Genomic DNA, 21,736 nt, shown 5'->3' on the forward strand with positions numbered 1-21,736 from the left:
CTCTGTCTATTCCTTGGAAAAATAGGCAATCGCCCGGAACTCGATACTTTCCCGCTCGACGGCGTCAGAATGGCTGGTGTCGTGGAAGGCGGTATGGGCCGCCCGCCAGGCCCGGGAGTGATCGGAATCATAGAATTTAATGAAGATCACCTCGTCGCGGGTCATGTCCGGGTAATACCACCAGACATGGTTTGGATTATGGTAGAAGATTGACGCCGCGACCATATCCTCCTCCCCCGGGATCGGGGCAAAGAGGGCATCCCCTTCCGGGATCTCATCCACATCAACTTTGGTGTTGGGAGTCCCTTCATTTTCGTCCATGCTCCTGAAATCACACAGCGCCAGCGGCCAGTCCTGGGGCGCGGGGCTGAGGGCCCGCCACAGGCTGAACATGATGAAGCGGTCATAACCCGGCCCATCGGGCACGGCTTTTTCATAGATTATTTTCGCCACTGTTTCAGCCGTCTTCGGCGTGAAGTCCACATGGGCCTCCCCGGCCGGCGGCTGCACTTTCTGTCCGGTGAGGCCTGACGAGCGCACCTGTCCGCCCATGGGGATCACCAGGTCTGCCCCGGTCCAGTCCCTGGCAATGTCCGCAACTTCCTGGGCATAGACCGTGTTGATGGCCTCATTATCCATGAAATCCGTCACTGTGGTCACATGCTTGCGGAGTGCAAATCCGTGGGTGTCCAGGGAAAAGGGCTCCGCTGCCAGCCGGGCGTTGTGAATCTTTACCGGATAAGGCTGGTACTCCCCGGTGTTATACTCCGCCCCTGGCGCCCAGAAACGGCGGTTGATCCGGGAAGTGGGGATCAGATATTTGATTTCTGCATCAACAGGTTGTGCGACTTCAGCCATTGTAACTCTCGTTGTGAAAACGTCCCTATATTTGTATGAGTTACATACTATATCAGCCGTTACTATAGGGTGCAAGAATTCCTGCCGTGGCTCAGTCCTGATTACGGCGCACTGAGTTTGCCGGAATCCCGCCGTTTCCCTTTTATGTGAAACAGGGACCGGGCAAACAAGCGCCGGTGCGGTTTCCTTCATCTGCCTGATGATATATTGTGACACTACCGCCAAAGGGCAGTGCCGCCTTGTTTATGTTTTTTAAATTCTAGCGGGGGAGCATACTGATTGCACCGTGTAGCAGAATGCTCCCCCTCCCCCTCTAGTGTTGGGATTCCGGTGTCCGGACGACCAGGCCGTCAAGTTCTTCTGTGATGGTTATCTGGCATCCGAGGCGGCTGTTGTCCCGGATGTTGCCTGCATAATCGAGCATGGCGGCTTCGTCATCGTTCGGCGGGCCGACCTTGTCGATCCATGCAGGTTCCACATAGACGTGACAGGTGGCGCAGGAACAGAAGCCCCCGCAATCACCGTCGATTCCGGGCACGCCATTGTCGACGGCAGTTTGCATGACAGTACTGCCTTCCGACGCTTCCACGACATGCTCTTCACCGTCATACTCGATATATGTAATCTTAGGCATCTGGGAAACCTCCGTCAGGCTGCCGGAGCCTGTTCAAACTCAATCGGCAGGCCTTCAAGTCCCCAGACCCCGTAGAACGGACGCCAGGTCACCTCTCCGGTCAGTTTCGGGTTCTTGACGCGCTGGGCGATCAGATGCATGCCTTCCGCAATCTGGGCGCGGGCAATAAACTGCCCCAGGCAGATATGCATTCCACGACCAAAGGCAATATGCCGGACTGAGCGTTTCTTCTCGGGATCAAAGGTATCGGCATCGTCAAATACTGACGGATCGCGCCCGGCAATACTGACAGGGAAGAATAACATGCTGCCGACCGGGAAATGAACATCCCGATACGTGATCTCTTCAGTCGTCATCCGTGGAATATTGGCCACGCTGTGGTAGCGGAAGGCCTCTTCCGTCACCTTTTCACAGTAAGCCATGTCCACGGCACAGCGTTCATACATCTCCGGATATTGAAGCATTTCATACATCATCAGTGTCATGATGTTTTTTGACGTATCGTAGCCGGCGCCGAACAGGAAAATCAGCAAATCATAAAACTGACGCTCGGTCAGTCCGCCTTCATCCAGTGCCTTGATCAGGATATCAAGCAGTTCCCCGCCTTTTTCCGGTCGTTTTCCAGCCCGCCGCTCGGCAACCAGGTCATGGACAAAGCCGTCCAGCACCTCGGTGGCTTCATTCAGCGCCGGCACCAGGTTCGGGTCCATGGAGAAAGCCCGGCCGATTGTCTCGAGCGAAGAGCGCAGGCGCGGCACCTCATTGTGATCCGCGCCGATCATGGCACAGATGACGCCGACAGGGTAATAGGCGATAAACTCCTCAAAATCGAAAACACCTTTCGGAAGCCACTCATTGAGCTGCCTGTTAATAACTTCCTGCATATAGACCCGGTTGGCATTCGCCTGGCGCGGTGAAAACAACGGCGTCACCACATTGCGCAACTGGGTATGAACATCACCAGACGAGGCGACGATAGACTCTTCAGTCAGCCGGCCCCAGGGGGTGCCATGCGCCCCGTAGATCGCAACAATGCCTTCCAGGGCCGACTTCATCTTGTCGTCCTGGATCAGCAAATCCTTCATGGCGTCATATTGGGTAATCACATAGCCAAAGGCGCATTTCGCCAGCCAGGGGTGCTTTTCCCGGGCATCGTTAAAATAAGGGATGGGATCCGCTGCAAACTCGGGCGTTTCCATCGGCAAATGCGGCAGAGCCAGATCTTTTACTTGTTCCATTTCAGGTATACTCCCTGGTTAAACGTTATCTCGCTTGAATTCTCATTCCAAATCGGGTTTGTTAGATAAATCCTGCCCTTGGTCCCGGCTGTTATTGCCCCCCAGGATGGTTAGGGCTTGTTTTTTGTATGGTTTTTGTCATAAAGTAAACTATATCGTTTATTTTTTGACATGTAAACCAGATAGTTTCCTTTTTCAAGGTAAAAATGAGAAATGAATAACGATACAGCAAAAATTACCACCCAGCCCCCGTCCTCGGCGCGGGACCGCCGCCGCCAGGCCAAGATCCGCCAGATCGTCTCGGCGGCGACGGAAGTCTTTCTGGAGGATGGTTTTTCCGCGGCGAGCATGGACAAGATTGTTGAACGGGCGGGCGTCTCCAAGCGGACGCTCTATAATTATTATGACAGCAAGGAAGACATTTTCTTTGATGTCATGCAGATGCAGCTTGGCGCCATCTGGGTCAGTTTCGAGCCGGATCGTTATGAATCCGAAGCATGGGGTGAACAGTTGCGGCGGATAGGTATCGAAATGCTGCGGATCGCCAACTCGCCCGTCACCCTGGCCCTGTTTCGAACCGTTGTCGCAGAATCACAACGCTTCCCCTTACTTGCTCAACAGTTTTTCGATGAAAGTTTTGGCAAACTGCTGGACGCCATCGCCAATATACTCGAGCAGGCGATAAAAAGCGGGGATATCCGGCTGACCGACCCGAAGGAAGCGGCAGACTATTTCCTCGATCTGCTGACAGGTACCGCCTATCAGTCCATTATGGTCGGCGTGAAACCTCCCATGAATGACAAGGAAATCAGAGGCCGTACCGAGCGGGCCCTGAATTATTTCCTGGAAACATTTAAGCTTGATCCGGACGTAACCTGATACGGGAAGGACAATGAAGGCTAGCTCCGGGGCTGTTTCACCCCGGAGCTATAACCGAAAAATCGTTTAGCTCTGCTCTTCCGACAGGTGGACGACAATACCGTCCTGTTCGCGAAGGATATATTCGGCGGCATCCGGCAGGAAGATGCCGCTTGCAGGACAAATATTTTCCCGGAATATAGATGGTCGGAATAGCCAAACTCATCGGCCATGGTCCGGATGCCGGCAAGATGGAGCATATCATTGATATAGGTCCCCTGCCCGGCCTAAACCCGCTTGGCATGAGATAAAGGACAAGCTGGTTCCGCCGTGGCAGGGACCGGAGACGATCCAGGCGCCGGTTCAGGTCCCGGGCGGCGTTCTCTGCACGCTTTTGCCGCCCCAGGGCACCACCCACGGCCGGATATACACAGGGTTTTGAAATTGTGCACTGCAGGAATAAATGCTGATTTTTCAGCTTTACTGACCATATCACATCTAATATGCTAGTATATAAACAGGTATACACAGCATTTTTACACAACGAGAAACAAATGGCCTTAAAGTCACCCCGTATTGCCCCCCTTAACCTGGATGACCTGACAGATGAGCAGATCACCGTGCTGGGGGATCGCAATGACCCCCGTTGCGAACTCAATTTCTTCAAGGTGATGATCCAGCACCCCGACCTGCTGAAAAATTACACCCCCTTTGCCATGCAGCTGGGCCGAACGCCGACCCTGCCCTTCCGGGATAAGGAAATCCTGATCCTGCGCACCCTGACGCTGTGTCAGGAAGAATATGAACTGGCCCATCATCACCTTATCGCCCGGCAGGCCGCCGGTTTGACGGATGACGAGTTTGAGGCCGCCAGGAGCGGCAAAGGCCTGGATGCCGCTGACCAGGTCCTGGCCCGGACGGCAGAGGAACTTGTCGGCAACCAGTGTATTTCAGATGAAACCTGGGCCGCGCTGGCGGAACGTTATTCACAGGGACAGCTGATCGAGCTTGTGTTCATGGTCGCCAACTATACGCTCTTGTCCATGGTCAACAACAGCCTGGGGATCCAGCCGGAGCATAATGTCGAGGAAACCTGGAAGCCCACCGACAAGTAGTATTCCCGGTAATTCAAGGAACTCCCCAATGACTTTCTTTTACAAAGTGGGCCAAATACTGTGCATCGCCATCTGGGCAACGGCCATCTATAACCTCCTGCTGCCCTTCCCCGGCATCTGGTACACCATCGCTCTCTATTTCCTGATCATCATGGTGGTTATCCACCTTGCTGAGTGGCTCGTCCTGAGACGCCGGCTCGATCAGCTCGGCTGCCAGGGTGGCGGGACGTTCCTGAAGGTCTTTATTTTCGGCTTTTTCTGGTGGTTGCCGATCCTGCTTGAAGGCAGGAAAAATGCCGACGGGCTAAATCCTGCGGAAGCCGCAAATGACTGATACAGCATTCTCTACTTTGACCAAGCGGCTGCAACTTCCCGCCATTGGCGCGCCCATGTTCCTGATTTCCAATCCGGACCTTGTTATCGCCCAATGCAAGGCGGGTATCATCGGCACTTTCCCCGCCCTCAATGCGCGCCCTTCCTCAATGCTGGCGGAGTGGCTGGAAAGAATCAACGACGAACTTGCCGCCCATGACAAAGCCAATCCTGATAATCCTTCTGCCCCGTTTGCCGTCAATCTGATCGTGCACAAAAGCAACCCGCGGCTTGAAGAGGACCTGGAGCTGTGTGTGAAACACAGGGTCCCGGTTGTCGTCACCTCGCTCGGCGCCCGTGAAGACGTCAATAGTAGGGTCAAGGGATACGGGGGAATTGTCCTGCATGATGTCATCAACAACCGCTTTGCCCACAAGGCCATCGAAAAGGGCGCTTCGGGCCTGATCGCCGTCGCGGCCGGCGCCGGCGGTCACGCAGGCGTTACCTCGCCTTTTGCATTGATTCGGGAAATCAGGGAATGGTTTGACGGCCCGCTTGCCCTGTCCGGCGCGATCTCGCATGGCGCCTCGATCCTTGCGGCCCTGGCCTGCGGCGCCGACCTGGCCTACATGGGCTCGGTCTTTATCGCCACCCACGAAGCCAACGCGGCCGAAGCCTATAAACAAATGATTCTCGACAGCTCCGCCAAGGATATCCTGTACACCAACCAGTTCACCGGTGTTCACGGCAATTACCTGATTCCCTCGATCATCGCCGCGGGCCTTGATCCCGATAACCTGCCCGGCAGCAACCCGTCAGCGATGGACTTTGGTGACAATGATGCGTCTGATGCCAAAGCCTGGCGCGATATCTGGGGAGCCGGCCAGGGAATCGGCATTATTCATGAAAAAGCCAGTACTGCAGACGTCGTTTCTCGCCTGAAGGCAGAGTTTATCACCGCCAAACAACGGCTCACCTGACTGCGGGCCAGATACGATTTTTCCCAGATCCCTGTTGATCTTTGCGAACTATTATACTAATATACTAGTTGTAAGGGTTGGTAACCAGGACCGCCCTGCGTGATTTGTTATTTATTAAAAAGGATACACAATGGTTTCGAACGAGCTAGAAGGAAAAGAAGCGGGAACCTGCCCCGTAAGTGGGCACATCGACCTGAGCAAGACAACCCTGACCGACCCGGAAATTCTCGCTCATCCGAACGACTTCTATAAGACCGTTCGCACCGAAGACCCGGTTCACTATGACGAAAAACTCGGGATGTATCTGATCTCCCGCTATGATGACCTGCAGACTGTGCTGCGGGACCCGATCACTTTTTCGGTCAAGAAAGGCTTCAAGGAAAACTATGCCAAAGGCTTTCAGGAAGAACTGAAAGAACGCCTGGCCAACGAAGCCGGCGGTTTCTTTGAAGAAGCCATCATGACCGACCCGCCGGAGCACACCCGTGCCCGCCGGTTGCTGGACGGCGCCTTTACCGCTCACCGGGTGAGAGAACTTCAGCCTGCCATCACCAAACTGGTCGCGGATATTATCGAGGGTCTTCTGGAAAAGGGCGAAGCGGAAATCTTCAGCGACTTTGCCGTACCGATCACCAGCGCCATCATCTGTGAGCAGCTCGGTGTTGATCTGCCGTCGGAAACCATTCAGCGCTGGGCCCTGGCCTTTACGCAGCAGATCAGCCGCATGACCAACCGTGAAGATTTTGAGGAACTGGCCAAGGAACTGATTGACCTGCAGAAATTCATTATTGAGCAGATCAAACATCGTCAGGAAAACCCCTCGGAGGATATGATTTCCGACCTGATACACGCCCGGGCGGAAGGGGAAGAAAATCCCACCCTCAGCTTCGGAGAAACCGTCGGCCTGGTGCGGGCGCTGCTGATTGCCGGTAACGAAACCACGGCGACGGCCCTGACCACCATGTTCTATGTCCTGGCTACCCGGCCGGATCTGGTAAAATTGCTGCAGGACAACTTTGATGACGATCGCCTGTACCAGCGGTTTGTCGAGGAGCTTCTCCGCTACGACCCGCCGGTCCGCGGCCTCACCCGCATGACCACGAAAGAAGTGGAGGTTGGCGGCGTTACCCTGCCGGAAGGCGCGCACCTGTTGCTGCTCTATGCCTCCGCCAACGACGACGAGACGCAATTCACCTGCCCGCGCGATTTTGATGTGGAACGGTCCAATGTGGGACGTCACATGTCATTCGGCGGCGGCGTGCACCGTTGCGCCGGCGCCGCGCTGGCGAGGATGGAACTTAAAGTGGCGGCCCGGGAGATCATCCGGCGTATGGATAATATCAAACTGGCCATTCCGGAAGAGGACATCAAATACCTCCCGACCATTGCCACACATACCATCTCCAATCTGCAGGTATCCTTCACCCGCAGGTCGTAATTGCACGGGATTAACGTATCCTGCAGCTAACAAAAACTGTGCCAGGCCTGATTCCAACATCGGCTCTGGCACACCTGTTCCAGCCAGATAGGGAGAAGACAGTGAGCAAGCAACTTGCTGGAAAAACAGCAATCATTACCGGCGGTGCCAGCGGCCTCGGCCGGGCGACGGTGGAACGCTTTATCGAGGAAGGCGCCCAGGTCGTCGTCGCCGATGTGGACAAGGAGCGTGGAGAGGAACTTGCCGAAAAGCTGGGAAATTCAGCCCGGTTCAAATCTACGGACGTCAGCGACGCGGAACAGATCCAGGAACTTGTGGATTTCGCCGTCTCGGAATTCGACGGCCTCGACATCATGTTCAACAACGCCGGCATTTCCCAGGCAATGTGCAGCCGCTTTATCGATGATGACCTGAAAGATTTCCGGAAAGTCGTCGATGTAAACCTGTTTGGCGTCATGGCCGGTTGTCAGCGAGCTGCCCGCTACATGAAAGATCATGGCGGCGGTTCCATCATCAACAATGCGTCCGTCGCCGGTCACCTGGCCGGCTTCGGGATGATGAGTTACCGCTCGATCAAAGCCGCCGTGCTTCATTTTACCAAATGCATCGCCATGGATTTTGCCGAATATGGCATTCGGGTGAACAGTATTTCCCCCGGTAACATTCAGACCGAAATGTCCGCCTTCCCCGTCCCGGGCATGTCTCCGGAGCAGATTGAAAAAATCAAGGAAGCCGTTACCCCGGTCCGTATGGCCGGCCAGCCGCTCAAGCGCCATGGCAAGCCGCAGGATATCGCCAACGCCGCCCTGTTCCTGGCCAGCGATATGTCTGCGCAGATCACCGGCCTTGAAATCACGGTTGACGGCGGCGCCACTGCCGGCGATCCCGTCAACCACTTCGAAGCCTTCATGGCGGCCCGGGCCAAAGTGATGGAAGAAATCAAAAATTCCGAACAATAGGAGACAGAGCTCATGGAAAGGATCACGGTCACTTTCTTGCAGGAAAACGGCGAAGAGCGTGTCCTGAAAGATGTAGAAACCGGACTGACCCTGATGGAGGTCGGCCGGGACAATGGCGTAGAAGGCATTGTCGCCGACTGCGGCGGCTGCTGCGACTGCGGGACCTGCCATGTCCTTGTCGATGAAGAATGGCGGGGGATTGTCGGCCCGCCCAACGACATTGAAGCCAGCACCCTCGACCTGATGGTCCCCACCTTCGAGGAGGGCGCGAGCCGCCTGTCCTGCCAGGTGGAGCTCCGCCCGGAACTGGATGGTTTGAAGGTGAAAGTTTCCACTGAATTTTGATCAGGCTGGCGACCAGATGCTGTCATCTGGCCGCACCCTGGTTTTCCTACGGTTTGGGAAACTCTCACCCCAGACCGAATGTGCCGAGAATTTATTTGTGCTAAGCTTTAATGGCAGCGCAGGAGGCGAATAAACCGTGTCTGAAACAGATATTTCCCCCATAGAAGACATCATCGAGGATGCCCGCAACGGCCTGCCCTTTATCCTGGTGGATGCGCCAGACCGGGAGAATGAAGGCGATGTGATCATTCCCGCCCAGTTTGCCACCCCCAAGCTCATCAATTTCATGGCCACCCATGCCCGCGGCCTGATTTGCCTGGCCATGACCGGCGAACGGGCCAGGCAACTGGACCTGGGGCCGATGGTCTCTCGCAACCAGTCTGGGCACGGCACCGCCTTCACGGTCTCCATCGAGGCGCGGGAGGGCGTCACCACTGGCATTTCCGCCCAGGACCGGGCCCGGACCATTGCCGTGGCCGTCGACCCGACAAAGGACAAGGACGACATTGTCTCCCCCGGCCATGTATTTCCCCTGACCGCACGTGACGGCGGTGTGTTGCTCAGGGCCGGCCATACGGAGGCCGCCGTCGATATTTCCCGGCTGGCCGGACTGATGCCGGCGGGTGTCATTTGCGAGATCATGAATGAAGACGGCACCATGAGCCGCCTGCCCGATCTTATCAGCTTCGCCAAAAAGCATGACCTCAGGATCGGCACCATCGCCGACCTGATCGCCTATCGCCTGCAATCTGAATCTCTGCTGGAGCGGGTGGTTGAAGCACCGTTCCCCAGCCACTTCTGCGATGATTTCCGGATTATTGTTTACCGGAACCGGATCGACAACAGTGAACATCTGGCGCTGGTGCGCGGGGCAGTGCGCCCCGACGTCCCGACATTGGTCCGCGTCCATCAAGTTGACCTGGCCGTTGACCTCCTCGGGTGGAAGGAAACCCAGAAGGATTATGTGCAGACGGCGCTTCGGGCACTGGCCGAGCATGACGGACCGGCGGTTGCCGTTTTCGTCCAGGACCCCAACCCGGCTTCCCTTTCGGAACGCATCAGCGGCGGCGCCAAAGCCTATATTGATTATGCCGCCACCCACGGCTATCGCGATTATGGCATCGGCGCCCAGATCCTGCGCGACATCGGGGTGCGGGACATGGTATTGCTCTCTTCAAGCAAGGGTAAACTCAATGCGCTGGAGGGATTCGGTCTTGCTGTTGTGGAACGTCGCCCTATTGGCGGCCGTAGTTAGTTGTAAGACCAGATATACTGAAAGATTTAAAAGGAGGTTCGATTATGACTACTGAAACCCAAAATCCGGAAATCGGCCAGTCCATCCAGACCGGCCCTATCCTGACGAATTATCATGATGTGGGGAGCGGCGATCCCGTACTGATGATCCATGGGTCCGGTCCCGGGGTGAGCGCCTGGGCCAACTGGCGCCTGACACTGGGGAACCTCAAATCCGACTTCCGCATGCTTGCCCTGGATATGGCCGGGTTCGGCTATACCGAGTCTCCGGAGGGTATGGAATTTACCCGGGAAGTCTGGCTTCAACAGATGGTGGACTTTCTCGACGCGCTGGGACTGGAACGGGTTCATGTGATCGGCAACTCGTTTGGCGGCTCCATGGCGCTGGCGCTGGCGATCGCCCATCCGGAGCGGGTCAACAAGATGGTCCTGATGGGCGCCGTCGGTGTGCCCTTTGAGCTGACTTATGGCCTGGATGCGGTCTGGGGCTATGAACCCTCTGTTGAAAATATGGACGCCATCCTGCGCATCTTTGCCTATGACCAGTCGCTGATCGGTGAAGAACTGGCAAAGCTGCGCTATGAGGCCAGCATCCGCCCCGGCATCCAGGAAGCCTTTTCCAGCATGTTCCCGGCGCCGCGCCAGCGCTGGGTCGACGCCATGGCCCATGAGGAAAAGGATATCCGCGCCATTCCTCATAAAACGCTGATGATCCACGGCCGCGACGACAAGGTCATTCCACTGTCCACCTCCATGACCCTGCTGGACTGGATCGACAACAGCCAGCTGCATGTGTTCGGCCGCTGCGGCCACTGGACCCAGATCGAGCATTCCGACTCCTTCTGCCGGACGGTCAGCGGCTTCCTCAAAGAGACGCCCTGAGACCGGACCCATGACCATGGAGCAGTTCCGGATCGATCCCAACGAGCTCGCCATCGGCTGGCAAGGCGATGGCAGGCCGCTGGGAATTATCGATCTGGACCGGTCAGGCGATATCCCCGCCAACATACTCCTGCCGCCGTTCCCGGTGATCGGTATCGGCACCCCCTGGCATCCGCTTGCCGGGCAGGTCGATGTCTTGGTCGAACCGCCGATCACCCTGGATACTCTGGCGCAGTCGATCACGGCCAGCCCGCACAGCGCGGCCATTGTCACCCAGGTGCTGCGAACCATTGAAAATCTGCCGGTGATGGCGGCGCTTGCCCATGAATCCCTTGCCTACGGCCTGCTGCAGGCCAGCGCCGAGCATACAGAGTGGCTTGAGGAAAACTCCGGCCGTCACAAGGACAACGCTATACCGGCGGGAAATGTGGAACTGGCCCGGGATGGAAATACACTCCATATCCTACTCGATCGCCCAGTGGCGCGAAATGCCATCGATGCCGGCATGCGCGACACCCTGCGCGAGGCCTTCGAGATTGCCGCCATGGATCCGGAGATCGAGACTGTGCGGATGGAAGGCGTCGGCAAAGCCTTCTGTGTCGGCGCCGACCTTTCTGAATTCGGCACCACCCGGGACCCGGCCCTGGCGCATATGATCCGCCTGCAGACCCTGCCGGCCCATGCCATCGCCAGATGCCCGGATAAATTTGAAGCCCATATCCAGGGGGCCTGCGTCGGTTCCGGGCTGGAGATGGCCGCTTTTGCCACGCGGATTACGGCGACCATAGACGCCTGGTTTCACCTGCCGGAACTGGCCATGGGCGTCATGCCCGGCGCCGGTGGCTGTGTTTCAGTGTCGCGCCGGATCGGGCGGCAGCGGGCAGCACTGATGATCCTGTCAGGCAAACGCCTCAATGCGCAGACGGCTCTGGAGTGGGGACTGGTCGACGCGGTCATAGACGACTGAGCCGCCGATAATCGTCGCCCGGACATATTCCGCGCTCAACCGTTTACGTGCCTCAGTCCAGGACCGGTCGAGCAGGCACAGGTCGGCCGGTGCCTCGACCTCGATATTGCGGGTACGGGCCAGGTCGACCGGATCGGCCAGATAAAGGTCAAGCGCCTCCTCCGGCGTCAAGGCCTCATCCACCCCCATGATGTAACCGTCGCTGGTGGATCTGGAAATCGCCGCCGCCATACTGGCCCAGGGATCAGGTTTCCCAAACGGCGCATCGCTGCCCGCGGCGAGCGAAACCCCGGCGTCAATAAAAGCTTTCAGGCGGTACAGATAAGGCTGGTCCCGCACTTCCACATCCTGCCGGTAACGATCTCCCCGCTCGGCGATGAAATGCGGCTGGGAGACGACCCGGAGCCCCATCCGGGCGATCTGCGCCAGCAGAGGGTCCGGCGTCACCGAGGCATGCTCGATCCGGTCGCCCGGCATTGTTCCCGCCTCCTCCAGCATCGCGAGAGCGAAAACCAGTTCGGTCTCGGTGACACAATGGATGGCAACCGGGCGACCCTGCTCATGGGCCGTCTGGATAAAGGAAATGACGCTCTCCATTTCCGGCAATTCCGCTTCATGCAGATGAAGCTTGGCCGGACCGAGCTGCAGCCCGTCATCAAAGCCTGCCTCTGTCAGCTTCAGTGTCCCGGCGAGAAGACAATGTTGCAAGAGCCTCCCCGCCTGCTGCTGGGCATGGAAATGGTGCGCCATCTCGGGGTCGTTGGCCGGCGACATGTCGGTAATGCCGGTCACGCCATGAGAGGCCAGTTCGGCGCTAATGTCAGCAAAATCAGGCGGCGTGCTGCCCAGCGCCTGTTTCAGCCAGCCGTCCTCGTCGAACAGACGGCCGGTAAACTTTCCCGTCACCTTTTCCAGCCCCGGCGGCGGTGCCGACTGGGCCAACAAAATATCCAGCGCAGCCGAATTGAGGAACCACATGCGCCCGCCACGATGCTGGATCCGCACCGGCCGATCTCCGGCCATCCGGTCCAAGGTTCCGGCGTCGAGCATGCCGGCCACGCTTTCATGGTAGCCGATGCCGCGGAGCCAGCCCATCCCCGGTTCGGCGAGCCGGGCGGCCAACGCCTCCTTATTTTGAACTTCCGGCGGTCCGCACAGGACTGAGGAGCGCCTCGCCGCCAAGGCGGCCAGATGGATGTGATGATCATGCAGTCCCGGCAGCAGGGCGCTGCCGTCCGCCTCCAGAACTTCCTCTCCAACACCGGGTTTAAGCGCCCCGATGTCGACGATCCTGCCCTGGAACAGGCGCAGGTCGGCCACTCCCTGAGCGTAAATTTCCGCGTTCCGGATCAGCATGCCGCTTCTCCTTTCAGCCACAGACTAGTATCGCTGCCCAGCGGATGCACTTCGCCAACAGAACGTGACCGGGTTCCAGGGAACGGCTGTCCGTTCGAAGCCGCCCAATTGCGAAACGACTGTTCCAGGCCTTCGGGATCTCGCTTGCGTTCGGCCGCCAGGGCTTCGGCGACAATGCCGCTCATGGACAGGAAAATCCGGGCGCCTTTGCCAGAAGTCCACCGTTCCCAAGCGGTCCGCGCGGCCAGAATTCCGGTCAGGGGGTCGGCGATGGCGTCGCCGACAAAACCAATCTTGCCACTCGCCTCATAGAGTGCCCGGGTCAGGCCGCCGGCAACGCCGCAGTCATCACCGAACCCGACCCAGTTGGCCGCCTCACCAACCGCGCCATGGCCGGTGATGCTGAGCCACACCAGGCCGGGAACCTCTCGCACCAGAGCGGCGGCATCGATCCCCAATTGCCGCAACGCCCGCGGCCGGGCTGCTTCGACAACAATATCCGCCAGCCGGAGCAGCTTCAATAAGGCGTCCCGGTCTTCGGCATCCTGCAGGTCGACCATGACGCTGTCCTTGCCCTGGTTCAGCAGGGTAAACAGCGCTTTGTCCCCGGTCCGCATGCTGTCGGTGCGGCGATGGCTTTCCACCTTGACCACCCGGGCCCCGGCCAGTCCCAGCAGGTGGCTGGACAATGGCCCGGCCCACAGGCCGGACAGGTCGATGACCAGCGGCGGATGATGCCGGACCGAAGAAATACGTCCTTCCTCTTCTATCTGGATCACCGGACTTAAAAGCTCTTCCCTGTCGGCGGCAATCGCCAGTCCCATTTCCCGACCCCGCCGGACCAGCGGCAGGCACTCGCACTGGGAAATAACCTGCGCGATCGCCTCTTCCCGGCGGAAATCCGCGTCTGCATCACAAAACAGCGCCGGCAGCAGATCCCGATCGTCGGGCCGGGCCAGGTTGAGGGTGACCCAGCCGTCGCGCGCCTGAAACAGGCGGCTTCCACCGCCGGCAGAGGTCCGGCCGGGAAGGGAAAACCCATTCAGGCCAGCGCGCTCGCCCAGCAGGGTGGCACCGGTCAAAGCTGCAACTTCAGGGGAGTGTGTGGCTTTGGCAAGACCGACGAGCTGCTCATGGGCCCAATTGGAGAGGGGGATGGTCAGCTCGTCCGTCATTTCAGTCACTGGAAAACATGGTTTTGATTTTGCGCCGCAGCAGCTTGCCCATTTCATTATAGGGCAGCTCAGGGGTAAACAGAATCTCCTCCGGCACGCGGGAGGAGCGGAGCCTGTCGCGGATCAGTTGCTTCAGTTCGTTTTCCCCGGGCTGCGCGTGCCCCTCGCGGACTACCGCGGCAACCCCGACCGCTTCGCCCCATTCCGCCGACGGCACCGCCACCGCGGCCGCATCGGCAATGGCCGGATGGGTCAGCAGCACATCCTCGATCTCGCCGGGGGAGATATTCTCCCCGCCACGGACAATGACATCGTCAGCACGGCCGGACAGAAACAGATAGCCGCCCTCATCGAGATAACCGGCATCGCGGGTCGGGAACCAGCCATCCTTGTCAAGGGCGCTGCGCTCGCGATATTCGCCCGACACCTGCTCGCCGCGGACGTAGATTTCACCGCGTTCACCGACGGGAACGGCCCGGCCCTCTTCATCGCGGATTTCCAGTTCGATGGTCGGCAGGGGACGCCCTACCGAACCCAGGCGGGCCTGAACCTTCGGATCGTCGGACTCATAGGCCTCGCGATGATCGTCCGGTCCCAGCAGGGAAATGGTGGAACTGGTTTCAGTTAAGCCATACGCATTGGTGAAACCGGTCTCAGGAAACAGGTCCAGCGCCCGCCGGATCAGTTCGATCGGCATTTTGCCGCCGCCATAGGCGATGGATCGCAGCGACGACAGGTCCGGCGCATCGCCTTTATCCATCTGCTCCACGATCCGTGACAACATGGTCGGCACCACAAAGGCGTTGCTCGCCTTTTCCCGGGAGGCCAGCTCGAGCCAGGCTTCGGGACTGAAGGCGGGCAGCATCAGGATCTTGCGCTGGGTATAAATAGAACTGATCAGGGCGGCGGTGCCGGCAATATGATAGGGCGGCACACTGACCAGCGCTGCAGTGCCTTCGGGCGCGGAAGCGAATTCCGCTGTGCCCAGAATATAAGAGACCAGATTGGAATGGCGCAGGATCGCTGCTTTGGGCGCACCGGTGGTGCCACTGGTAAAGAGCTGGACCGCGACGCCGTCCCCTTCGGTTTCCTCTTCCGACGCGGTTTTGCCTGCTTCCACCGCCGCGGCGATAAAATCCGCCCGGCTGTAAAGCTGGTTGTCCGAACTGGAATAGAGCCGGTCAACGCGTTCGATATCGCCGACGATAAACGCCGGCGTGATGCGCTCAATCAGGCCTGCCAGATCCTTGTCCGCCAGGCGATAGTTCAGCGGTACATAGGGCACACCGGCAAGAGCAGCGCCAAACAGGGTCATGACGGCCGCCGCGCTGCTTTCATCCAGCAGGGCCACATTGGTGCAGCCGCTCTTGCGGATCAGGTCGGCCGCCCCGCGGGCGCCGGCCAGCAGTTCGGCATAACTCCAGTGTTTGCCTTCACAGACCAGGCCTATGCGATCCGGAGCGGCATCGGCAGACATTTGCAGAAACAGAGCAATATTCATGAGATTTTTTCTTCAGTCTGAGGAGGGAAGCGGTTTCGCTTCTTTGGGCGCCATGGCGACGCCGTCAATGGAAAGCGATCCCTTGCCCGGCTTTACACAAAGAAGTTCAAACTTGCCGTCGGCATCCACATAGCGCTTGCCCATCAGGGTGCCGCCAGCATGCTCGTCACTGAGCTGTCCCGGTGCCTCGGGCTTCTGTTCCACCATCGGTGCCCCGCCGCATTCAACGGTGCCGTCGCCGCAACGCACCACCATGACTTCTGTATCGCAAACCGCACTTTTTAACTTTGTACCTGGCTTCATTCCTCTTTCCTTACAGGTTGCGTCAGGCATAACCGCCCTCCGCTTTCACGTTCAAATTCTACCTCACTCCGGTCCCTGAGTTAAAGCAACTTTGCCATTTTCAGCAATGTGTCCGCAATGAGGAACAGTTTCTATATTTTTCCCGACAACGCGAGGGGGTGGATGTCACCATTCACCCCCCTGCTTGTGCCGGAAAGGCACTCCTCTTCACTGACCGGTCAGGTCAGAACCGACAGGAACCGTTCATTCAGCTGCCGGTCATGATAAAAGATCGCCTTGCCAAGCTGATCAGCCGTCCAGGTTATCGGCTCCTGGTCGGGATAGAAATAGTCGCCGCCGCAGAAGACTTCAGAGCGGTTCCCGGAGGGGTCGAAGAAGTAAATGGTCTGGCCATGGGTCAGGCCGTGGCGGGTCGGGCCAATATCGAGCGGCACATCCTCCATGGAGATCAGGTCGGCCGCCCGCAGCACGTCTTCCCAGGTATCCAGATAGAAGGAGACGTGATGGAGCTTTCCTTTTTCCTCATGCTTGATGAAGGCGATGTCATGTTCCTTGATCGAGCAGGTAAAGAACTGGGCGATCCGGTTGCCTTCCGGATCCACCACCTGTTCCGAAAGATCAAAACCCAGAACATTGGTAAAGAGATCAAAGGTGCCGTCCAGATCATCGCCGTAAAACAGGCAATGGTCAAAACGGGTCGCCTTCATACCTTTCAGGCCGCGCGGCCAGGCTTCCGGGTTGGTGCTGGAAATGCCCCATTTCCCGGTCCGTTCTTTTTCGGCATAGATTTCGAAAATATGGCCGGTCGGAGAATCAAAACGGATACGACGGCCGCAATCTTCCAGCTCACCCGCCGGGATTTCCTCGATATTGCAGCCGAAATCCTTCAGGTCGCTGTGCAGCTGGTCCAGAACCTCGTTGTTGCGCACCTTGAAACCGTTGAAATCACAACCGGGCGTATCCGCCTCGCGCAGAACCACGGAGAATTTATCTGACTCGGTCCAGCCCTTGAGATAGACCCGTCCGGATGCATCCCGGTTTACTTCGATCAGTCCCATCAAATCCCGATAGTGCTTTACTGCCTCTTCCATGTCGAGGACGCGGATTTGCACGTGTCCCGGACGCATAACTCCTTTAACCATAACGAATAAAACCTCCGAATGTTATTTATCACTCCAGCTTGTCACCGGCTTGTCGGCCCGGCGGCAAACTTCTATTTTCAATGACGTGGTCGGCAACGTCCGACAGGCCAGGGCGTAGCCTTCTTCGCCTTCGCAGTCGCTGACATGCGCCTTGCTCATCTTGCCGGTGCGATACTGCCCCTGCAAAACACGGATTTTGCAGACCCCACATCCGCCGTTACGGCATCCTGCCAGTATGATCCGCCGGCCGGTCCGCGACGCCGCAGAAAGAAGTGATTCTTCCTCCCTGCACTCAAAGGCTTCCCCGGAATCTTCAACACGGATGACATGACTGTCTGACGCCATCAGACTTTTCCCTATCCAGACTCATCAAATCGATGATTTGATGAATTAAGTTATACTAGTCTTTTAGCATTTTAGTTTGCCAAGATCAACATTGTTTATTGGTCAGCCCCTCACAAATACGGAACGGAGGGCACCCGTATCCAGGTTCCCTCCGCCCCGCAGTTCGGCGTTCAGACAGGCCCGGCACTCAGACTTGCGCCGCCGGGAACTGGCATGGGAGCGCCAGTGACGACTGTAGGGAAGCTTCGCCTGTTCTGGTGTCCCCGACGACAAGCTTCTCCGGGCCTCTCATCCTGCCGAAATTGTTTCTCTCTTTACCGCAGACTGTCCGCAAGTTCGCCCAGCGCCGTCCGGGTATCGAGGTCAAGAAACGCCCTGCCGTAGCGATGGACCAGGTTGGCGCAGATTTCACTGCTCTGGTAGTTGACGCTGCAGCCGGTCGCCACCCACACCGCCATGCCGTAGGCGGGCGTGGTGCGATAGCGCAGGAAGGCTTCCTCCCTGCTCGGCATTTCTGCAGTCGGGACCTCAAGAGCCTGGCGATACTCCTCAACAAGGTCGGCTTCATTGGCCCGACAGGTCTCGACATCCAGCGCGCCGGCCAGGAAATAACCCACATCAAAGGCCCAGTTGCCCTTGCGCACGCAGGCCCAGTCCAGAAAGCCGACTTCCCCGCCGGGCACGATATAGCTGTTGCCCACATGGGCATCGCCATGGAGCAACGTCATCGGCCCTTGGCTCACAGTCCTGATGTATTTGGTCCACCATTCTTCCATGCCGGCACCGCCCAGCGCCGCCATCTCCTCCGGCAGGCTGTTCCGGTGATTTTCAATGCCGATCTTGCAGGCCCTCCGGATGGTAAGCCGGAAGGTCAGAGTCGCTTTCCACGGCTCCACCCAGGCCAAAGTCGGATAGTCGCCGGCAGAGAAATTCCAGAATTTACTGTGCAGTTTGGCCAGACCCCGCAACCCACTGGCGACATTTTCAACGCTCAACGGTTTGGTGGCGTCATTCAGGGTCACGTTGCGCGGGCTCAGGTCTTCCATCATCACCAGGTCGTTGAGCCGGAGACGATCCACCCCGCCAAAGTAGGGTCTGGGATGTTCGACCGGTATCGCTACGCCGGAGCCATACATCAGCGATTCGCGATACAGGTTCCCCGTCATTACGTGCAGCAACCGGTGCTTCCAGTCACCCTGGGTTTTGACGAACAGGGCGCCAGGCCCTGACCCTTCCGCATATTTCAGCCCCAAAAGCGCCCGGCTGCTGGTGCCGTCGGAACCGTTCAACAGGCTCACTTCGGACACACGGGCACCCGGATGCTGTGCCGCCACAACATGTGTCATGAATTCCGGCGTAAACTGCCAGTTCGACGGAATTCGCAATTTTTCAACCATTTAACTGCTCCTTCGCAGACAGAGGACACTTGTTTCCAAGTGTCCCCCGTTCATTTCAGTTCGAGATGTTACCCTGACGGACTTAGTATTTGACAGTCGCCCGCAGCCACAGGGAACGGCCACGTTCCGGTGTACAGAACAGTTCCTCATCCCCGCTGGGGCCCTTTACCGGCGCGCCGGTAACCGTCGCACTGAAGATGGTGCCGTCCTGGAACGGCGCGTTGACGCAGTTCCCGGTCACGATCTTGTTGCCCAGGTTGTTGCCGATCAGCGCCAGTTCCCACTTGTCATCCGCCCCGCGCAGCGCGATGCTGGCGTTGAACTTGATGAAGTCTTCCTGGATCATGTCGTCCCGGAGCAGCAGGTTGGTGTAATACTCGGAAGAGTAATTGGCGTTCCCGCCGAGGGCCAGCGTCATATCGCTGCCAACCTGGGTCTGGTAGTCAAAACCGAAGGTGGCGGCCCATTCCGGGGCGCGCATCAGTTTACCGCCGGAGATATCCTGGGCGGTAAAGAGACCGGTGTTGGGATCGAGAAGCTGGTTACAGCCCTCAGCGATGGTCTGGCCACCCCAGCACTGGGCATTGGTGAACTCATCATATTCGGCGATATTCCAGTTCACGGCTGCCTTCAGGGTCAAACCTTCCACTCCTTCAGGCATATAGGTCACATCGGCATCAATCCCGTAAACATCGGCAGAGGCCGCATTGGTGGTGTGGATAACGATGTTGCCTTCCAGGTCCACATCATTGGCGCCAACCTGCAGATCCCGGAAGCGATAGTAGTAGCCGGCGATATTAAAATTGACGGCCCCTTCCATCAAACGGGTCTTGAGGCCGATCTCGCCGCCGCGGACCCGTTCGTCCCCGAAGGAGGAATCGTCACCGTCCTGGAACTGCCCGGAGGAATCAAATGAACCGGACTTGTAGGCCTGCTTGAAGGAGGCAAACACGGTCAGGTCATCCGTCGGTGTATAGGTCAGGGTAACTTCCGGCGACCAGTTGCTGCTGGACAGCTTCGGCACCGCCAGATCCGTAGCAACCGGGTCCATCCCCATCAGCGTGGGGAACATGTTCAGCTGGGTATGGGTCCGGTCCTCGTCGGTCCAGCGCACACCGGCGCCCAGTTCCAGTTCAGACGTGATGTTCCACAGCACCTGTCCGAACAGGGACACGGATTCAATATCGATATGGTGATCCGCAAAGGCAAGCTTGGGGGGAAGCGGAATACCCATGGCAATGAACGCCGTATTGACCGGCAAATCAACCAGGAAATCCATGGACGCATCCTGATAGAACCCGCCCAGCATGAAATTCAGGTTGCCATCAAAATTCGACGTCAAACGCAGTTCCTGGGTAAAGTCCTTGCGGTCAAAGTCCCCCTGAACCGGGAAACCTGGTCCAATCAGGGTCGTTCCCGTCCCGTTGATCATGGATTCCTGGTCAAGGTCATAGAAACCGGTCACGGACGTCAGGATCAGATCGTCCCGAACATTGTAGTTCAGCTCGAGAGTGCCGAAAATCTGCTCTGACGCGTTGATGGGCGTACCATTGTTCTTGATGCCCGGGAAATAATCCGGGTCGAGTGCAACACTGTAAACGGTATCGTCAAGGACGCAGTCCTCGCCGCCGCCAAGGAAGGCGAACGGTGTCGTCGTCGGTGCTGTGCCATCCGGACAGGACCCCATCTGGCCGCCCCAGCCGGCGCCTTCGATTTCAACGTCAGCATAATTCACCTTCAGGCGGGCGCTAAACTCGTCGCTCGGATTCCAGACGGCTGTGCCGCGGAACATCCATGTTTTATTCTGCGGCACGGTATCGTATTTGGGATCAGCAGCACCAAGACCGCCGGCCACACCTTCGTTTTTGAAAAAGCCGTTGGAATCAGAGAATTTACCGGCCAGCCGTACGCCGAGGGTATCGGACACTGGGCCGGAAACAACCAACTCAAACAGCTTTTCTTCTGCTTCAATCTCATAGCCGGCCCGGCCGATCAATTCGAACTCATCCGACGGGTCCGCGGTGCGGATGGAAATCACGCCACCGGGGGAGGCCTTGCCGTAAAACAGCGCCTGCGGACCTTTAAGCACCTCGAGCTGGGCCATATCAAAGGAACCGATGGAATAGGCCAGCCCCTGGGTCATCTGCATACCATCGATATTGAGGGAGATGGACTGGTCGATACTGCCATTCAACACCGATGTGCCGACACCACGCAGGGACACCTGGGTCCCGAACACGCTGGTGGCGGAGCCGAGGTTCAGGCCGGCAACTTCATCGGCCATTTTTGACAGATCGCTGGTCTGGAACTGGTCCAGATGTTCCCCGGACAGTGCGGTAGCCACCACCGGCACTTTCATGATGGATTCTTCACGCTTACGCGCCGTGATCACGATTTCCTCGATCTGGAAATTGTCCGCGTCGTCTTCAGCCATCGCCGGCATCGTCCAGACCGGAATGGAAGCTGCAACGATCGGCAACAGCATCATTCTTGATTTTTTCATGCCAGGCCTCCCTGTATCATACATACTTTCATGAATCGTCTCCCTTGGTATTGTCATTCTAGTATCCTTAAGTATTAATATATTAGCATTTTAGTTTTAAAGAGTCTAATTGACACCTCCTGTTCCTTCAGGTTTTTCGAGCAAATTTCGGTTTTTGTTGCGTAGAAGACACGC

21 protein-coding genes are annotated in these 21,736 nt (G+C 57.7%); 10 read left to right on the forward strand and 11 right to left on the reverse strand.

Annotation, left to right across the window (positions count from 1 at the left end):
• Positions 1-6 precede the first annotated feature (6 nt).
• The 3 genes from FIV46_RS10320 to FIV46_RS10330 all read right to left on the reverse strand — a co-directional run bounded on the left by FIV46_RS10320 (position 7) and on the right by FIV46_RS10330 (position 2,730).
• Positions 7-858, reverse strand: coding sequence for a CmcJ/NvfI family oxidoreductase (locus FIV46_RS10320; RefSeq protein WP_139940837.1), 852 nt, complete (start codon positions 856-858; stop codon positions 7-9).
• A 313-nt stretch (positions 859-1,171) separates the two neighbouring features.
• Positions 1,172-1,492 carry a 2Fe-2S iron-sulfur cluster-binding protein gene (locus tag FIV46_RS10325; protein WP_139940838.1) on the reverse strand — a complete coding sequence of 107 codons (321 nt, stop codon included), beginning with the start codon at positions 1,490-1,492 and terminating at the stop codon, positions 1,172-1,174.
• Between the two features lie 14 nt (positions 1,493-1,506).
• On the reverse strand, positions 1,507-2,730 hold the full coding sequence (locus tag FIV46_RS10330; RefSeq protein ID WP_139940839.1) for a cytochrome P450: 1,224 nt from the start codon (positions 2,728-2,730) through the stop codon (positions 1,507-1,509).
• A gap of 213 nt (positions 2,731-2,943) precedes the next feature.
• On the opposite strand from FIV46_RS10330, the gene FIV46_RS10335 reads away from it, so the two are divergent.
• The 10 genes from FIV46_RS10335 to FIV46_RS10380 all read left to right on the forward strand — a co-directional run bounded on the left by FIV46_RS10335 (position 2,944) and on the right by FIV46_RS10380 (position 11,840).
• Positions 2,944-3,609, forward strand: coding sequence for a TetR/AcrR family transcriptional regulator (locus FIV46_RS10335; protein WP_139940840.1), 666 nt, complete (start codon positions 2,944-2,946; stop codon positions 3,607-3,609).
• 533 nt (positions 3,610-4,142) lie between these two features.
• Complete coding sequence (locus FIV46_RS10340) at positions 4,143-4,703, forward strand: carboxymuconolactone decarboxylase family protein (protein ID WP_181163178.1); 561 nt, start codon at positions 4,143-4,145, stop codon at positions 4,701-4,703.
• A 28-nt stretch (positions 4,704-4,731) separates the two neighbouring features.
• Entirely contained in the window at positions 4,732-5,037 is a 306-nt protein-coding gene (locus tag FIV46_RS10345) for a DUF1145 domain-containing protein (RefSeq protein WP_181163179.1), read from the forward strand.
• Positions 5,030-5,995: an NAD(P)H-dependent flavin oxidoreductase gene (locus tag FIV46_RS10350; protein WP_139940843.1), complete on the forward strand. Its 966-nt coding sequence runs from the start codon at positions 5,030-5,032 to the stop codon at positions 5,993-5,995. The genes FIV46_RS10345 and FIV46_RS10350 overlap by 8 nt, the downstream gene beginning before the upstream one ends.
• A gap of 130 nt (positions 5,996-6,125) precedes the next feature.
• Positions 6,126-7,433: a cytochrome P450 gene (locus FIV46_RS10355; protein ID WP_139940844.1), complete on the forward strand. Its 1,308-nt coding sequence runs from the start codon at positions 6,126-6,128 to the stop codon at positions 7,431-7,433.
• Between the two features lie 101 nt (positions 7,434-7,534).
• On the forward strand, positions 7,535-8,392 hold the full coding sequence (locus tag FIV46_RS10360) for an SDR family NAD(P)-dependent oxidoreductase (protein ID WP_139940845.1): 858 nt from the start codon (positions 7,535-7,537) through the stop codon (positions 8,390-8,392).
• Between the two features lie 12 nt (positions 8,393-8,404).
• Positions 8,405-8,737 (forward strand): 2Fe-2S iron-sulfur cluster-binding protein, encoded by a 333-nt coding sequence (locus FIV46_RS10365; protein ID WP_139940846.1) that lies wholly within the window; start codon positions 8,405-8,407, stop codon positions 8,735-8,737.
• A 136-nt stretch (positions 8,738-8,873) separates the two neighbouring features.
• Positions 8,874-9,992, forward strand: a complete 1,119-nt coding sequence (ribB, locus tag FIV46_RS10370) for a 3,4-dihydroxy-2-butanone-4-phosphate synthase (protein ID WP_139940847.1) — start codon at positions 8,874-8,876, stop codon at positions 9,990-9,992.
• Between the two features lie 44 nt (positions 9,993-10,036).
• Positions 10,037-10,873, forward strand: a complete 837-nt coding sequence (locus tag FIV46_RS10375; RefSeq protein WP_139940848.1) for an alpha/beta fold hydrolase — start codon at positions 10,037-10,039, stop codon at positions 10,871-10,873.
• Positions 10,874-10,883: 10 nt separating this feature from the next.
• The gene (locus FIV46_RS10380) at positions 10,884-11,840 is read left to right on the forward strand and encodes an enoyl-CoA hydratase/isomerase family protein (protein WP_139940849.1); all 957 of its coding nucleotides are present in this window, start codon (positions 10,884-10,886) and stop codon (positions 11,838-11,840) included.
• Here FIV46_RS10380 and FIV46_RS10385 read toward each other — a convergent pair.
• The 8 genes from FIV46_RS10385 to FIV46_RS10420 all read right to left on the reverse strand — a co-directional run bounded on the left by FIV46_RS10385 (position 11,772) and on the right by FIV46_RS10420 (position 21,562).
• The gene (locus FIV46_RS10385) at positions 11,772-13,196 is read right to left on the reverse strand and encodes an amidohydrolase family protein (protein ID WP_139940850.1); all 1,425 of its coding nucleotides are present in this window, start codon (positions 13,194-13,196) and stop codon (positions 11,772-11,774) included. The genes FIV46_RS10380 and FIV46_RS10385 overlap by 69 nt on opposite strands.
• Positions 13,190-14,371: a CoA transferase gene (locus FIV46_RS10390; RefSeq protein ID WP_219846078.1), complete on the reverse strand. Its 1,182-nt coding sequence runs from the start codon at positions 14,369-14,371 to the stop codon at positions 13,190-13,192. The genes FIV46_RS10385 and FIV46_RS10390 overlap by 7 nt, the downstream gene beginning before the upstream one ends.
• 1 nt (position 14,372) lies before the next feature.
• Complete coding sequence (locus FIV46_RS10395) at positions 14,373-15,872, reverse strand: class I adenylate-forming enzyme family protein (RefSeq protein ID WP_139940852.1); 1,500 nt, start codon at positions 15,870-15,872, stop codon at positions 14,373-14,375.
• A 12-nt stretch (positions 15,873-15,884) separates the two neighbouring features.
• Positions 15,885-16,175: a hypothetical protein gene (locus FIV46_RS10400; protein WP_139940853.1), complete on the reverse strand. Its 291-nt coding sequence runs from the start codon at positions 16,173-16,175 to the stop codon at positions 15,885-15,887.
• Between the two features lie 218 nt (positions 16,176-16,393).
• Complete coding sequence (locus FIV46_RS10405) at positions 16,394-17,317, reverse strand: catechol 2,3-dioxygenase (protein ID WP_139940854.1); 924 nt, start codon at positions 17,315-17,317, stop codon at positions 16,394-16,396.
• Positions 17,318-17,338: 21 nt separating this feature from the next.
• A complete protein-coding gene (locus FIV46_RS10410; protein WP_139940855.1) occupies positions 17,339-17,662 on the reverse strand; it encodes a 2Fe-2S iron-sulfur cluster-binding protein in 324 nt (107 codons plus the stop codon).
• A 314-nt stretch (positions 17,663-17,976) separates the two neighbouring features.
• The gene (locus FIV46_RS10415; protein ID WP_139940856.1) at positions 17,977-19,059 is read right to left on the reverse strand and encodes a phosphotransferase; all 1,083 of its coding nucleotides are present in this window, start codon (positions 19,057-19,059) and stop codon (positions 17,977-17,979) included.
• 82 nt (positions 19,060-19,141) lie between these two features.
• On the reverse strand, positions 19,142-21,562 hold the full coding sequence (locus tag FIV46_RS10420) for a TonB-dependent receptor (protein ID WP_181163180.1): 2,421 nt from the start codon (positions 21,560-21,562) through the stop codon (positions 19,142-19,144).
• Positions 21,563-21,736 lie beyond the last annotated feature (174 nt).

Source organism: Emcibacter nanhaiensis (assembly GCF_006385175.1).
GTDB classification, from domain to species: domain Bacteria; phylum Pseudomonadota; class Alphaproteobacteria; order Sphingomonadales; family Emcibacteraceae; genus Emcibacter; species Emcibacter nanhaiensis.

Excerpts from the sequence above, each read along its gene's own strand:
- FIV46_RS10335 (WP_139940840.1), top strand. The coding sequence starts at position 2,944 with ATGAATAACGATACAGCAAAAATTACCACCCAGCCCCCGTCCTCGGCG.
- FIV46_RS10395 (WP_139940852.1), bottom strand. The coding sequence starts at position 15,872 with ATGAATATTGCTCTGTTTCTGCAAATGTCTGCCGATGCCGCTCCGGAT.
- FIV46_RS10325 (WP_139940838.1), bottom strand. The coding sequence starts at position 1,492 with ATGCCTAAGATTACATATATCGAGTATGACGGTGAAGAGCATGTCGTG.
- FIV46_RS10405 (WP_139940854.1), bottom strand. The coding sequence starts at position 17,317 with ATGGTTAAAGGAGTTATGCGTCCGGGACACGTGCAAATCCGCGTCCTC.
- FIV46_RS10390 (WP_219846078.1), bottom strand. The coding sequence starts at position 14,371 with ATGACGGACGAGCTGACCATCCCCCTCTCCAATTGGGCCCATGAGCAG.
- FIV46_RS10350 (WP_139940843.1), top strand. The coding sequence starts at position 5,030 with ATGACTGATACAGCATTCTCTACTTTGACCAAGCGGCTGCAACTTCCC.
- FIV46_RS10375 (WP_139940848.1), top strand. The coding sequence starts at position 10,037 with ATGACTACTGAAACCCAAAATCCGGAAATCGGCCAGTCCATCCAGACC.
- FIV46_RS10400 (WP_139940853.1), bottom strand. The coding sequence starts at position 16,175 with ATGAAGCCAGGTACAAAGTTAAAAAGTGCGGTTTGCGATACAGAAGTC.
- FIV46_RS10410 (WP_139940855.1), bottom strand. The coding sequence starts at position 17,662 with ATGGCGTCAGACAGTCATGTCATCCGTGTTGAAGATTCCGGGGAAGCC.
- FIV46_RS10355 (WP_139940844.1), top strand. The coding sequence starts at position 6,126 with ATGGTTTCGAACGAGCTAGAAGGAAAAGAAGCGGGAACCTGCCCCGTA.
- FIV46_RS10330 (WP_139940839.1), bottom strand. The coding sequence starts at position 2,730 with ATGGAACAAGTAAAAGATCTGGCTCTGCCGCATTTGCCGATGGAAACG.
- FIV46_RS10385 (WP_139940850.1), bottom strand. The coding sequence starts at position 13,196 with ATGCTGATCCGGAACGCGGAAATTTACGCTCAGGGAGTGGCCGACCTG.
- FIV46_RS10420 (WP_181163180.1), bottom strand. The coding sequence starts at position 21,562 with ATGAAAAAATCAAGAATGATGCTGTTGCCGATCGTTGCAGCTTCCATT.
- FIV46_RS10345 (WP_181163179.1), top strand. The coding sequence starts at position 4,732 with ATGACTTTCTTTTACAAAGTGGGCCAAATACTGTGCATCGCCATCTGG.
- FIV46_RS10365 (WP_139940846.1), top strand. The coding sequence starts at position 8,405 with ATGGAAAGGATCACGGTCACTTTCTTGCAGGAAAACGGCGAAGAGCGT.
- FIV46_RS10380 (WP_139940849.1), top strand. The coding sequence starts at position 10,884 with ATGACCATGGAGCAGTTCCGGATCGATCCCAACGAGCTCGCCATCGGC.
- FIV46_RS10320 (WP_139940837.1), bottom strand. The coding sequence starts at position 858 with ATGGCTGAAGTCGCACAACCTGTTGATGCAGAAATCAAATATCTGATC.
- FIV46_RS10340 (WP_181163178.1), top strand. The coding sequence starts at position 4,143 with ATGGCCTTAAAGTCACCCCGTATTGCCCCCCTTAACCTGGATGACCTG.
- FIV46_RS10415 (WP_139940856.1), bottom strand. The coding sequence starts at position 19,059 with ATGGTTGAAAAATTGCGAATTCCGTCGAACTGGCAGTTTACGCCGGAA.